This is a genomic window from Rhodopseudomonas sp. RCAM05734, assembly GCF_052658035.1.
In genome coordinates this window covers 3,613,279-3,627,036 of sequence record NZ_CP199742.1, presented here as the reverse complement: position 1 = coordinate 3,627,036, position 13,758 = coordinate 3,613,279, and the positions used below count along the sequence as shown (strand labels likewise).

8 protein-coding genes are annotated in these 13,758 nt (G+C 64.7%); 1 reads left to right on the top strand and 7 read right to left on the bottom strand.

Annotation, left to right across the window (positions count from 1 at the left end; translation table 11 throughout):
- Nucleotides 1–73: 73 nt before the first annotated feature.
- The 4 genes from ACUXVA_RS17050 to ACUXVA_RS17035 all read right to left on the bottom strand — a co-directional run bounded on the left by ACUXVA_RS17050 (nt 74) and on the right by ACUXVA_RS17035 (nt 7,225).
- Entirely contained in the window at nt 74–3,196 is a 3,123-nt protein-coding gene (locus tag ACUXVA_RS17050) for an efflux RND transporter permease subunit (RefSeq protein ID WP_445487191.1), read from the bottom strand.
- Nucleotides 3,197–3,232: 36 nt separating this feature from the next.
- Entirely contained in the window at nt 3,233–4,408 is a 1,176-nt protein-coding gene (locus ACUXVA_RS17045; RefSeq protein WP_445487189.1) for an efflux RND transporter periplasmic adaptor subunit, read from the bottom strand.
- 201 nt (nt 4,409–4,609) lie between these two features.
- Nucleotides 4,610–6,007 (bottom strand): CoA transferase, encoded by a 1,398-nt coding sequence (locus ACUXVA_RS17040; protein WP_265079234.1) that lies wholly within the window; start codon nt 6,005–6,007, stop codon nt 4,610–4,612.
- 198 nt (nt 6,008–6,205) lie between these two features.
- Nucleotides 6,206–7,225, bottom strand: coding sequence for a 1-aminocyclopropane-1-carboxylate deaminase (locus ACUXVA_RS17035; protein ID WP_265079235.1), 1,020 nt, complete (start codon nt 7,223–7,225; stop codon nt 6,206–6,208).
- Between the two features lie 138 nt (nt 7,226–7,363).
- Here ACUXVA_RS17035 and ACUXVA_RS17030 point away from each other — a divergent pair, with 138 nt between their 5' ends.
- On the top strand, nt 7,364–7,843 hold the full coding sequence (locus tag ACUXVA_RS17030) for an Lrp/AsnC family transcriptional regulator (protein WP_265079236.1): 480 nt from the start codon (nt 7,364–7,366) through the stop codon (nt 7,841–7,843).
- A gap of 170 nt (nt 7,844–8,013) precedes the next feature.
- On the opposite strand, the gene ACUXVA_RS17025 is transcribed toward ACUXVA_RS17030, so the two are convergent.
- From ACUXVA_RS17025 to ACUXVA_RS17015, 3 genes are read right to left on the bottom strand one after another with little or no spacing between them, the layout of a single operon-like run.
- Nucleotides 8,014–11,355, bottom strand: coding sequence for an error-prone DNA polymerase (locus tag ACUXVA_RS17025; RefSeq protein ID WP_265079237.1), 3,342 nt, complete (start codon nt 11,353–11,355; stop codon nt 8,014–8,016).
- Nucleotides 11,356–11,410: 55 nt separating this feature from the next.
- Entirely contained in the window at nt 11,411–12,976 is a 1,566-nt protein-coding gene (locus tag ACUXVA_RS17020) for a Y-family DNA polymerase (RefSeq protein ID WP_265079238.1), read from the bottom strand.
- The gene (locus tag ACUXVA_RS17015; protein ID WP_445487185.1) at nt 12,873–13,670 is read right to left on the bottom strand and encodes an ImuA family protein; all 798 of its coding nucleotides are present in this window, start codon (nt 13,668–13,670) and stop codon (nt 12,873–12,875) included. The genes ACUXVA_RS17020 and ACUXVA_RS17015 overlap by 104 nt, the downstream gene beginning before the upstream one ends.
- Nucleotides 13,671–13,758: the final 88 nt, after the last annotated feature.

Here is a 13,758-nt window from a genome sequence, read left to right as displayed (position 1 = left end):
TAACGGCAGAGTGGCCGGTTTGGATCCACGGAGGACTGGAAAAACGCCCGAGCGCCCGATGGGGATCGCCGAATCAGCGTGTTCGCCGCGAGAAGAACGAGATCAGCACCGGCAGCGTGATCAGGATCACCAGCGGCGCCAGCATCATGCCGGTCACCACCACCACCGCCAACGGCTTCTGCACCTGAGAGCCTATGCCCGACGACATGGCCGCCGGCAGCAGACCGATACCCGCCACGATGCAGGTCATCAGCACCGGCCGCAACTGCAGCTCGCCGGTGCGGATCACTGCCTTGATACGGTCGAGTCCCTCGTCGATCAGCCGGTTATACTGCGACAGGATGATGATGCCGTCCATCACCGCGATACCGAACAGCGCGATGAAGCCGATCGCCGCCGACACGCTGAAGGGAATGCCGGAGATCAGCAGCCCGAGCACGCCGCCGAAGATCGCCATCGGGATCACGCTCATCGCCAGCATCGTATCGACCATCGATCCGAAGTTGAAGAACAGCAGCACACCGATCAGCGCGAGGCTGATCGGCACCACGATCGACAGCCGCTTGATCGCATCCTGCAGGTTGCCGAACTCGCCGACCCATTCGACCCGCGATCCCGGCGGCAGCCGGACCTGCGCGGCGACCTTGTCCTGGGCTTCGCGGATGGCGCTGCCGAGATCGCGCTCGCGCACCGAGAACTTGATCGGCAGATAGCGTTCCTGGCCTTCGCGATAGATATAGGCCGCGCCCGACACCAGCGAGATATTGGCAACCTCGCTGAGCGGAATCTGCGTGATGCTGCCGTTCGGACCGGGGGCACCGATGCGCAGGTTCTGGATCGCCTCGGCGCTCTTGCGATATTCCGGTGCCAGCCGGACGATGATCGGGAAATGCCGGTCGCTACCCGGCTCGTAGAGATCGCCGGCGGTGTCGCCGCCGATCGCCACCTTGATGGTGGCGTTGATGTCGCCGGGCGCCAGACCGTAACGGGCGGCCTTGGCGCGATCGATATCGATCTGGATGGTGGGCTGGCCGAGCGAGGTGAAGACCGCAAGATCGGTGACGCCCTGCACGGTGGCCAGCACCGACTTGATCTTGTTGGCGGTGTCGGTCAGCGCCTGCAGGTCATTGCCGTACAGCTTGATGGAATTCTCGCCCTTCACGCCGGACACCGCCTCCGAGACGTTGTCCTGCAGATATTGCGAGAAGTTGAATTCGACGCCGGGGAATTTGGTCTGCAGGTCCGTCAGCAATTCGGCGGTCAGCCTGTCCTTGTCCTTGGTGTTCGGCCAATCCTTGACGGGCTTCAGCGGCGCGAAAAATTCGGCATTGAACAGGCCGGCCGCGTCGGTGCCGTCATCGGGACGGCCATGCTGCGACACCACCGACTCCACTTCGGGCCGGGCGCGGATCATGCGGCGCATCTCGTTGACGTAGGTGTTGCCCTCCTGCAGCGAGATCGTCGGCGGCAATGTGGCGCGGATCCACAGATTGCCCTCTTCCAGCTTCGGCAGGAATTCCAGCCCCAGCAGCCGGGCGCAGATCACCGTGAGCACCACGAGGCCGGCGGCGGCGCCCATCACCAGCTTGCGATGATCGACCGCCCAGTGCAGCGCCGGCATATAGAGCCTGTGGAACTGGCGCACGATCCAGGTCTCGGTCTCCTGCATGTGCGACGGCAGGATGAGGGCGCTCAGGGCCGGCGTCACGGTGAAGGTCGCGAGCAGGCCGCCGGCCAGCGCATAGGCATAGGTGCGCGCCATCGGCCCGAAGATGTTGCCCTCGACGCCCGACAGGGTGAACAGCGGCAGGAAGGCGGCGATGATGATGGCAGCAGCGAAGAAGATCGAGCGCGACACGTCGGCGGACGCGCTGAGGATGGCATGGCTCTTCATGCCCATCACGGTGTCGCGCGAAATGTGGCTGCGCTCGGCTTCCGACAGTTCGGTGGTATGCGACAGCCGGCGGAAGATCGCCTCCACCATGATCACCGTGGCATCGACGATCAGGCCGAAGTCGATGGCGCCGACCGACAGCAGGTTGGCGGACTCGCCGCGCAGCACCAGGATGATGACCGCGAAAAACAGCGCGAACGGAATCGTGGCGCCGACGATCAGCGCGCTTCTGAGGTTGCCGAGGAACAGCCACTGCAGCAGCACGATCAGGCCGATGCCGACCACCATGTTTTCCAGCACGGTGTGGGTGGTCAGGTCGATCAGGTCCTTGCGATCGTAGATGCGCTCGATCCTGACCCCTGGCGGCAGGATCGAGGAGTTGTTGATGGAGGCGACCAGCGCATGGACGCGCTCGATGGTCGGCGAGCTCTTCTCGCCGCGCCGCATCAGCACGATGCCCTGCACGATGTCGTCGGCCTGGTCGATACCGGCGATGCCGAGCCGCGGCTTCTCGCCGATGGTGACGGTGGCGACATCCTTGACCAGCACCGGATTGCCGTTGCTCTGCGTGATCATGGTGCTGGCGAGATCGTCGATGGAACGGATCAGGCCGACGCCGCGGACCACCGCGGATTGCGAACCGATGTTGACGGTGTTGCCGCCGACATTGATGTTGGCGTTGCCGACCGCGGTCAGCACCTGCGGCAGCGTCAGGCCGAACGCGACCAGCTTGTTGAAGTCGACCTGCAACTCGTAGGTCTTGGTCTTGCCGCCCCAGCCGGTGACGTCGATGACGCCCGGCACCGCGCGGAAGCGACGTTGCAGCACCCAGTCCTGCAGGGTCTTGAGATCGAGCACGCTGTAGTTCGGCGGCCCGACCAGACGATAGCGATAGATTTCGCCGATCGCCGACAGCGGCGAGATGCCCGGCTGCACATTGCCCGGCAGCGGCGACAGCCGCGACAGCCGGTTCAGCACTTGCTGCAGTGCCTCGTCATAGGTGTAGTCGAAGGAGAACTGCAGCTTGACGTCGGAGAGGCCGTACAGGGAGATGGTGCGGATCGTCTTCAGGTTCTTGATGCCGGCGACCTGGGTCTCTATCGGAATGGTGATGTAGCGCTCGATCTCTTCCGACGACAGTCCGGGCGATTGGGTCACGATGTCGACCATCGGCGGGGTCGGATCGGGATAGGCCTCGATGTTGAGCTGGTTGAAGGCGATAAGGCCGCCGATCAGCACGGCGACGAACATCGCCACCATCAGAAAGCGGCGGTTGACGGCAAGGGCAACGAGACGATTCATCCAGATCGGACCTTAGTTGACGAGCCGAAGCTGGAGTTAGCTGCCTGTAGCAGCACGGTCGATGAACAGGCTGCCCTTGGTGACGATCTTCTCGCCGGGCTTCAGATTGCCCAGCACCTCGACCAGATTGCCGTTAGCAAGCCCGACCTTGATCTGGCGCAGTTCGATGGACTTGTCCTCATGGGCGACCCAGACCCGGACCTGGTCGCCTTCATAGATCAGCGCCTGCTTGGGCACGCCGACCGACATCTTGTCGCCCGGCGAATAGATCGTCACGGTGGCGAACATCTCGGGCTTGAGCGCGCCATTGGGATTGTCGATGGTGGCGCGCACCATCAGTCGCCGTGTCGCCGGATCGATGGCGGTGGCGACATAGTTGATGCGGCCCGTCAATTCGCGGCCCGGCAGCGCCAGCACGTTGAAAGTCATCTCCTGGCCGACCGCCACCGCGGCCGCCTCGGTCTCACGGACGAAGCCGGTGAGCCAGACCGTGGAGAGATCGCCGATGACGAACACCGGATCGGCGGCGCCGGAGGAGACATATTGCCCCGGCCCGATCTTGCGTTGCACCACGGTGCCCGCGATCGGTGCGTAGATGGTGGTGTTCGGATCGATCTGGCCCTTGGTCTGGAAGGCGGTGATCGCCTCTTCGGTCAGGCCGAGAATACGCAGCCGGTTACGCGCCGCTTCCAGTGCCGTCTCGGCCGAGCGTTGATCGTTCTGCGCCTGCAGCAAGGTGGCCTGGCTCTGCTGATAGTCCTTCAACGGCACCGCCCGGCCCTCGAACAGGTCCTTGGCGCGCTTGTCCTGGATGACAGCCAGTTCGAGCTGCGACCTGGCCTTGTTGAGGCCGGTCGCGGCCGTGACGAAATCGTTCTGCGCCTGCACCGTATCGGCGGCCTCGATGATGAACAGCGGCTGGCCCTGGACGACAGTGTCGCCGGGCCGCACCAGCAGCTTTTTCACACGACCGGCATAGGGCGAGAACACCGGGGTAGAGCGATCCTCGTCCACCGCGATCTTGCCTTCGGTCACCAGCTCGGCACGAAACGCGCGCGAGGTCACCGACTCGATGGTCAGGCTGGCCCACTCGGCCGGCGTGGTGGCATAGCGCGGCGGCTGCCGGCGCGACTGGCTGGAGACGTCAGAGTGGCCCTGCGGAGGCTCGACGCGCCGCGTCCAGCCGAACCCTGCCCCTGCAACGACTGCCACAAGGGCTGCCCCCAGGATCAGGCGACGTCTTCCAAGTGATTGAAACTGCTCACGAATATTCGTCACACCACAACCTATCTCGGAGGCGCGGACTGGCCGCGGCGATTTGTCTCATCTGGGCGCTAGTAGTACGCAATTTGCAGTTCAAACAATCTAAAAACGCGTGCCCCATCGGCTTTTTAAGTTAAAAATTTGAGAGCCTCAGTCACACCGCGGCCATGTCGGCGCGTCATTTCCAAGCGGCACGGCCGGCCGTGCCCAGCGGGCCGGCGTGGTCGATAGCATGGCGGCATGACGAACTGCCGACAGCGAACCGAAGCCGGACGCCGTCTGCTCGATAAACGGCGTGATGGCCTCTGTCGCGAGATCCTCCGCCCGCAGGCCATCGGCGAGCCGGCCCATATCCCACAGCCACTTGCCGGTGCGCGCAAGCGATAGCTGGACGTGCCAGCTGCCGCCCTCACGCGCCTGCCGCGCACGGGCCAGCATGGCGCCAGCCGCCATCAGGTAACCGGTGGCATGGTCGAGTATCTGCGCCGGCAACTCCTTCGGCCCGTCGACGCCGGCCGCCTGCCCCTCGGCGTGATTGAAGCCGGTGGCACACTGCACCAGCGAGTCGAAGCCGCGGCGTCCGGCCCACGGTCCGGCCCGGCCATAGGCCGACAACGAGACATAGACGAGGCCCGGGCTGATCGCAGCAGCCTGCTCCGGCGAAAAGCCGCGCGCCGCCAGCGACTGCGGACGATAGCCCTGCGAGAAGATGTCGGCATCTGCCAGCAACGTGCGCAGCGTGGCGCGGCCCTGCTCCGTCTCGATATCGGCGAAGCTGGAAAGCTTGCCCCGGCCGGTGTCGATGGTCAGCCACGGAATCGCCGGCAGTTCGGGGCTTGAGACCAGCATGACGTCGGCGCCATGCACCGCCAGCGTGCGGCCGGCGACCGGCCCGGCAATGACGCGTGACAGATCGAGCACGCGCAGCCCCGACAGCGGACGATCGCCGACCGGCCATGGTTTTGGCGCGGCGTCGCCGGTCCTGGTGATCTCGATCAACGGCAATGCGGCGATGGCCGCGGCCTGCGGCAGCGCCGACCACTCCGCATATGACCGCATCAGCGCGACGACGCCGCCTGCGGCATAGGCCGCGGTCTCGAAGGCTTCGCCGTCCCAGTGCATCAGCGCGGCCTGCACCGCCTCGCGCTCGGGCAAGCAGTTCAGCACCGCGCAGACCGCGTCGCGGTGATGCGGGAAGTTGGTATGCAGCCGGACGAATTTTCCGTCACCGGTCCGGTAGATCCCGGCGATGGCGTCCCAGGCCGGCGGCGGCGGCGCGCGGTCGCGACGCAGGTAGCGTTCGGAGCGGCATTCCACCACGGCATGGCGCATATCGACGCTGACGCGCTGCGCCTGCCCGCTGCGCAATCGCCAGATTTCCGCTGCAGCCAGGCCGGCCGCCGCAATCCCGACCTGCGCGGCGGCGCCGACACGAAACGACGACGGCAATTGCGGCTCACTACCGGTCAGCGTGACCGCCTCGAGCGCCGCGACATCGCCGCCGGCGTCTGTCCAGAGAGTGGAGAGCAACTCGGCAGGCGTGAGCATCGAATCCCCTTCAGCGTCAGCGCAACCATATTCCAGGCGGCAGCCTGGCTGAACGATTGCTGAACGGGATAAGGATTCAAGATGGGATTGGGCTTCACCTCTCCCCGCTTGCGGAGAGAGGTGAAGCCGAGCGCCAGCGAGGCTTCGAGTGAGGGGGAGCCGGAGTTTCACGCGATAGTCCCCCTCTCCCGTCTCGGATCACCCGTTGCGGTAGGTGTAGCTGTAGCCGTTCAACGCGGGGGCGCCACCGAGATGGGCGTAGAGCACCTTGGAGCCGTCGGGAAAGTAGCCCTTCTTGACGAGATCCATCATGCCCTGCATCGACTTTCCCTCATAGACCGGGTCGGTGATCATGGCTTCGGTCTTGGCGGCGAAGCGGATCGCCTCGCTGGTCTCGTGGCTCGGCACGCCGTAGGCCGGATAGGCGTAGTCATTCAGAATGACGATCTCGTCGTCGCGCACCTTGCGGCCGAGTTCGACCAGTTCGGCGGTGTTGTCGACGATCTCGCGGACCTGCTTGCGTGTCTGCTCCGGCGTGCCGGAGGCATCGATGCCGATGACGCGGTCGGCGCGACCGTCGGCAGCGAAGCCGACGATCATGCCGGCCTGGGTCGAGCCCGTGACCACGCAGACGATGATGTAGTCGAACTTGATGCCCATCTCCGCTTCCTGGGCACGCACCTCTTCGGCGAAGCCGACATAGCCGAGGCCGCCGAGCTTGTGCACCGACGCGCCGGCCGGAATGCCGTAGGGCTTGCCGCCGGCATCCTTCACCGACTGGATGGCGTCTTCCCAGCTCTTGCGGATGCCGATGTCGAAACCGTCGTCAACAATGCGGCTGTCGGCGCCCATCAGGCGCGTCATCATGATGTTGCCGACGCGGTCATAGACGGCGTCTTCGTGGGGCACCCAGCTCTCCTGGATGACGACGCACTTCATGCCGATCTTGGCAGCGGTCGCCGCTACCAGTCGGGTGTGGTTGGACTGCACGCCGCCGATCGAGACCAGCGTGTCGGCGTTCGACGCGATGGCGTCCGGCACGATGTATTCGAGCTTGCGCAGCTTGTTGCCGCCCATGGCCAGGCCGGAGTTGCAGTCGTCGCGCTTGGCGTAGATCTGCACCTTGCCGCCCAGTGCCTCGGTCATCCGCGGCAAATGTTCGATCGGGGTGGGGCCGTAGGTCAGCTTGTAGCGTTCGAACTTGTCCAGTCTCAGCATGTCGATCTCCGGGGGTGATGCAGGCCCGAAAATTAGCATATTGGCCGCGAAAGGTGCTCTCGAATAACTGGATCTGATTTACTTCTTGGTCCGCAGATGCAAGAATATCTATAAATAACATCCATCAAATGGAATTATATGGAAGATTCTTCCGACGACATTTTGCTGGACCGGATCGACCGCAAGATCCTGCATCGGCTGCAGCGCGACGGGCGGCTGAGCAACGCCGATCTGGCCAAGGCCACCAGCACCAGTGCCGCGACCTGCCACCGCCGCACCCAGCGACTGTTCGACAACGGCGTCATCCGCTCGGTCAGGGCGGAGATCGCGCCGGAGAAAGTCGGCCGCGGCACGCTGGTGATGGTCGGCGTGGTGCTCGACCGCTCGACCCGGGAAAGCTTCGCCATCTTCGAGGCCGCCATCGCCAAGCTGCCCTTCGTGCTCGACTGCCATCTGGTGGCGGGCGACTTCGACTTCTTCCTCAAGATCCGCGCGCGCGACATCGCCGATTTCAACCGGCTGCACGGCGAGCAGTTGATTGCATTGCCCGGCGTGCGCCAGACCCGGACGTTTTTCGTGATGAAGGAAGTCGTCGACAACCGGCCGCTGGATTTTTAACGATCCGGCGTAGATCGTGCCCCGGACGCGGCGCAACGCGCTGCCTTTGCAGCGTGGTGCGTTGCAGATCCGGGGCCCACTCTTTTCATTTCAATGGGTCCCGGATCTGCGGAGCAGCGCAAGAGCGCTGCACCGCGTCCGGGACACGAGTCCAACGACTGAAGCAGACCTTAGTGAAAATCCCGCGACCGCGGCAGGATCCGGACATCGCGGGGATGACGGATTTTTTGCGCGGGGGTGTCGGGATGCTCGCGACGGTCGTCGTTGAGCGGCTCGGCGGGCGGACCGGTCAGCAAGTCTGAATTTCGGCCCAGCGCTTCATTGCTCAACTGCTTCAGATCCTCCGAGCAGTCGAACAGCCGTTCGGCGACGAGATGCACCACCTTTTCCGGACTGCTCTGGATCCGCCCCTCGACCATGACCAGCCGCGCGCCCATCACCTCCTTGCGGAACTGCTCCATGATCGCCGGCCACACCACCACATTGGCGATGCCGGTCTCGTCCTCCAGCGTCATGAACACCACGCCGTTGGCGCTGCCCGGCCGCTGCCGCACCAGCACCACGCCGGCACAACGCACCCGCTTTCTATCGTTGACGTGAGCAATCGATGCGCAGGTCACAATCCCCTTGGCCGCCAGCCTCTCGCGCAGGAATTCCAGCGGATGGCCTTTCAGCGACAGCCGAATGGTCTGGTAGTCGGCCACGACCTGCTCGGGCAACGGCATCTGCGGCAGCGGCTGCGCGTTTTCGTCGGGCTGCTCGCGCGCGCTGGCGATCTCGAACAGCGGCAGCGCCACGTCATCGGGCAGCCGCCTGACGGCCCACAACGCCGCGCGGCGATCCAGCCCGATGGAGCGGAATGCATCGGCGTCCGCCAGCAGGATCAACGCCCGCTTCGGCAGCGCGGTGTCGCGGGCAAAATCCTCCAGCGAGGTGAAAAGCTTCTTCATGCGCGCATCGACGATGCGCTTGGCCCAGTCTTCTTCTGGAGGCTTGCCAGCCTCCTCCCGTACCCGCGCCTCGTCGGGATCGGCCCATTTGAAACCGTCGATCTGGCGGAAGCCGAGGCGGACGTCGCGATATCTCCGGCCATGATCTTCCAGCGTGTTCTGTCCGTGGCTGAAGGAGACATCGATAGCCCCGATCTCGACACCGTTCTCGCGGGCATCGCGCACGATCTGCGACGGCGCGTAGAACCCCATCGGCTGCGAATTCAGCAGGCCGCAGCAGAACACGTCCGGATGGTAGTGCTTCAGCCATGACGAGACATAGACCAGCTGGGCAAAGCTGGCGGCATGGCTTTCCGGAAAACCGTAACTGCCAAAGCCCTTGATCTGTTCAAAACAGTTCCTGGCGAACGCCTCATCGTAACCGCGCCCGATCATGTTGCCGACCATCTTGGCTTCGAACGTGCCGATCGTGCCCATGTTGCGGAATGTCGCCATCGCACGCCGCAGTCCGTTGGCCTCCTCCGGCGTGAACTTTGCGGCTTCGATGGCAATCCGCATCGCCTGTTCCTGGAACAGCGGCACGCCAAGGGTCTTGCAGAGAACGTCACGCAGCTCGTTCCTGTTGCCGCCCTTGGGAAAAGGATACTCGATATCCTCCTCCCTCATGGAGCGTCGCTTGAGATAGGGATGCACCATGTCGCCCTGGATCGGGCCGGGCCGCACGATGGCGACCTCGATGACCAGGTCGTAGAACGTCTTCGGCTTCAGCCGCGGCAGCATGTTCATCTGCGCGCGGCTTTCGACCTGGAAGACGCCGAGCGATTCACCGCGCTGAAGCATTTTGAAAACCGGCCTGGCATCCTCGGCTTCGGCTTTGATGTCCCTGAGTTCGAAGCGCTGGTTCTTGTGCAGCTGGATCAGGTCGAAACATTTCCGGATGCAGGTCAGCATGCCCAGCGCCAGCACGTCGACCTTCATCATCTTCATGGTCGCGACGTCGTCCTTGTCCCATTCGATGAAGGTACGGTCCTCCATCGCGGCATTGCCGATCGGGACATAGGTGTCGAGCCGGTCCTGCGTCAGCACGTAGCCGCCGACATGCTGCGACAGATGGCGGGGAAACTCGATCAGCTCCGTGGCCAGCGCAATGGCACGCCCGATCATCGGATTGTGCGGATCGAGCCCGGCCTGTTTCACCTGCATCTCGTTAAGGCCCGTTCCCCAGCTTCCCCACACGGTATCGGCCAGCGCCGCGGTGACATCCTCGGTCAGACCCAATGCCTTTCCGACATCGCGGATCGCCGAGCGCGGCCGGTAGTGAATGACGGTAGCGATGATCGCCGCACGATGACGGCCATAGCGGCGATAGACGTATTGCATCACCTCCTCGCGCCGGATGTGCTCGAAATCGACGTCGATATCCGGCGGCTCCAGCCGCTCCTTGGAGATGAAGCGCTCGAACAGCAAATTCACCTCGGCCGGATTGACCGCGGTGATGTCCAGCATGTAGCAGACCGCCGAATTCGCCGCGGATCCCCGCCCCTGGCACAGGATGTTCTGGCCGCGCGCATATTGTACGATGTCATGAACCGTCAGGAAGTAATGGGCGTAGTCGAGCTCGGCGATGAGGCGAAGCTCCTTCTTCAAGGTGGCTTCGAGCTTCTCGTCATACACATTCGGAAAACGTCTTTTCAGGCCGGCCCAGGTCAGATCCTCCAGATGCTGCTGCGCGGTTTTTCCTGCTGGCACGGGCTCGTCGGGATACTGGTATTGCAACTGCTCGAGCGAAAACGAAATGCGCTCAGCAAAGCGCACCGTCTCGTGGATCGCGTCGGGATAATCGCGAAACAAGCGAGCCATCTCCGCAGCCGGTTTCAGATGCCGTTCCGCATTCATCTCCAATAACCGGCCGGCGGTTTCGATGGTGGTCTTCTCGCGGATACAGCTCACCACATCCTGCAACATGCGGCGGTCAGAGGCGTGATAGAGCACATCGTTGGTCGCAATAACCGGCACGCGTGCGGTCGATGCGATGCGATGCAGCTTGGCCAGCCGGCGCTTGTCGTCACCGCGGTGGAACAGGCTGGCGCCGAGCCAGACGCCATCCGCGGGCAGCCGCGACAAGGCGTCGAGCGTCTGCTGCGTCGCCTCTGCATCGAGGCGATAGGCCGGCATCAGCACCAGCAGCAGCCCTTCACTGAATTCGGCGAGATCGCCGAGCTGCAGATCGCATTCGCCCTTGCCGGCGCGCAACTTGCCCTGGCTGAGCAACCGGCACAGCCGACCATAGGCCTCGCGGTCGCACGGATAGGCCAGCAGATCCGGCGTGCCATCGGTAAACACCAAGCGCGATCCGATGAGCAGCTTCGGCTTGTAGCCCAGGTCCTTGTTGTCCAGCTCGGCATAGGCGCGCACCACGCCGGCCAAGGTGTTGCGGTCGGCGATGCCGATGGCATGCAGCCGATATTCGCTGGCCTGGTGCACATAGTCCTGCGGATGCGAGGCGCCGCGCAAAAACGAGAAATTGCTGGTGACGCCGATCTCGGCATAGCCGGGGGTCATTTTTCTACCCTCCCCTGGAGGGGGAGGGTAAACGAAGCACCGCCTTCCAGAATCTTCATGCGAACAGTCCGTGCATGAACCATTTCGGTTCGGTCACTTCGCCATACAGGCCATCGCGGAACAGCCAGAAGCGCTGGCCGGCTTCATCCTCGATCCGGAAATAATCGCGGGTCGGCATCGCGTCCTGCGCACGCCACCATTCCATACTGACCCGCTCGGGCCCTTCCACATGGACGATCCGGTGAAAGGCGCGCCGCCAAGTGAAATGTTTCGGCGGCTTGTCGGGCGCTTCGACGAGTCCGACATCAATCGGCTCTGGGCGCTCGAACAGCCGCAGCGGCCGCAATGGCGGCTCGTCCGGAGTGCGGGCCGGCCACACCGCCTGCGAGGCCGCGGCGAGATGGTGCTGTGCCGGCGCCGCCCACACCGCGCGTTCGGGAATGTGGGTCTCGACCGGAAGGTGCACCATGACGCGGCGGGGGCCGACCCGCGCGGCGATGCGATCGACCAGCGCCGCCAGCTCATCGTTGTCGTGGACGTTGGCGTCGAGATCGCGCTGCTGCTGCACCACGATCTCGGTGCGGCCCGCAGACAGGCGGATGAGATCGAAGCCGAAGCCGGGATCGAGCGGATCGGAGATGGCATCGATGCGTTCGCGGAACAGGCGCTCGATCACCGCGACTTTCGTCACGGCCTGCCCGGTCTCCACCGTGATGCTGCGCACCGCGCCGTCTGTGCGGAAGAAGCTGGCCTCCAGCCGCCGCGCGCCCTTGCCCTGCTTGTCCATGGCGTCGATCAGCATCCGGGCGAGGCCGGATAACGTCGCCGCGATCACGCCGTCGGTGGCGACCGGCTCGGGAAAGCGTTTTTCGACGATGTAATCCGGCAGCGGTTTTCGCGGGGATATCGGCGCATCCGATTGTCCCAGCGCCTGCTCCAGCAGCGCGGTGAAGCCGGCGCCGAACCGCGCGGCAATCTCGTGACGGCCGCGCGCAGCGACATCGCCGATCGTCTTGAGACCGGCGCGGCGCAGCCCGCGTGTGATGGCGTCGTCGGCGCCGAGGGTGAACACCGGCAACGGCTTGACCGCCCTGGCCTCCTCGCCGTCGGCAACGATGCGGCCATGGCCATGGCGGCTGAGCGTGCGCGCGCACACCGAGGTCCCGGCGATCGCCGCGCTCACCGTAAACCCCTGTGCGATCAGCGTGCCGCACAGCATCTGCATCAAGGCCGCCTCGCCGCCGAACAGATGGGCGCAGCCGGTGATGTCGAGGAACAGCGCATCCGGCGCATCGAGCGCCACCAGCGGTGTGAAGCGGTCGCACCAGTCGGCGATGTGATCGAGCAGCAGCCGGTCGGCGGCGGGATCGGCGTCGTAGACCTGAACCTCCGGGCATACCGCGCGGGCATTGGCCAGCGGCAAGCCGACGTCAAGTCCGAGCCGCGCCGCAGCGTCATCCAGCGCGACAATCTGCAGCGCATTGCTGTGCTTCGCCACCACGAGGCACGGCTGGGCGTTATCCGGCGCGCCGCTGCGCACGCGGGCGCGCTGCAGGCGATCGGTGGACAGCCGCGGCAGCCACAGGCTGAGAATGCGGCGCTTCACGGAAAAGGCACTCATCACACTTCCATTCCATGATCCAGTGGCCGTTGGGGCCATGACGATTGCGAACCAGTTGGGCATCGAGCGCGGGCGCGCCCCATGCCTGCCAGGGCAACGCCGGCGGCGAATGCGCGGAACGCACGATCCACCGCGTCTCCGCCGTCGACGGCGACGGCACCGCCGCCATGCGCAGCAGCAGTCCGGTGACACCCGAGGCACGCGCCGCCAGCGTCAGCCGCCGGCTGGCGACGAGATCGAGTTGCCGCGCCTCGCCCCACACTTCCAGCACCACGGTGCCGAGCGCATCGCAGGCCAGCGCATCGGCGGCGATGCGCAGCGCGGTGTCGCCGTCCGGCGCGCGCACGGTGACCACCAGGCGCGGATCGAGGCCGAGTTCGGCCCAGCCGCTCATGTCGAGCGCGCCGGTTTCCATCTGCGCAAAATCCTGCCGCACCCACAGCAGCGGTCGCAGCATCGAGACCCGCCGCGCCAGGCCGGCGATGAAGCCTGTCGCCGCGGCGCCCTGCCGTCCCTCGGCGAACACCTCGTGCAGCGCGCCGAGCGCGAGGCCCCCCTGCAAAGCTGCATCGGCCTCGGCATGGCCGAGCGCCACGCGCGGCAGGCGATCCTTTGCCTGCGCATCGCCATGGCTCTCCATGCGCTCGATGTGCCCGCGCAAATGCGCAAGCGTGTCCGTGCGCGCGCCGCTCATGCGCCGCTCCTCTGCAGATGTTGGCATCACGGGTTCCGGGAGAACCAATGATTGGCTCATTTGTTCATGATATGTTCTAATATAAAGC

Bases quoted from the DNA above. Each gene is read 5' to 3' on its own strand.
- ACUXVA_RS17050 (WP_445487191.1), bottom strand. From the start codon at position 3,196: ATGAATCGTCTCGTTGCCCTTGCCGTCAACCGCCGCTTTCTGATGGTG.
- ACUXVA_RS17040 (WP_265079234.1), bottom strand. From the start codon at position 6,007: ATGCTCACGCCTGCCGAGTTGCTCTCCACTCTCTGGACAGACGCCGGC.
- ACUXVA_RS17035 (WP_265079235.1), bottom strand. From the start codon at position 7,225: ATGCTGAGACTGGACAAGTTCGAACGCTACAAGCTGACCTACGGCCCC.
- ACUXVA_RS17030 (WP_265079236.1), top strand. From the start codon at position 7,364: ATGGAAGATTCTTCCGACGACATTTTGCTGGACCGGATCGACCGCAAG.
- ACUXVA_RS17025 (WP_265079237.1), bottom strand. From the start codon at position 11,355: ATGACCCCCGGCTATGCCGAGATCGGCGTCACCAGCAATTTCTCGTTT.
- ACUXVA_RS17020 (WP_265079238.1), bottom strand. From the start codon at position 12,976: ATGAGTGCCTTTTCCGTGAAGCGCCGCATTCTCAGCCTGTGGCTGCCG.
- ACUXVA_RS17015 (WP_445487185.1), bottom strand. From the start codon at position 13,670: ATGAGCGGCGCGCGCACGGACACGCTTGCGCATTTGCGCGGGCACATC.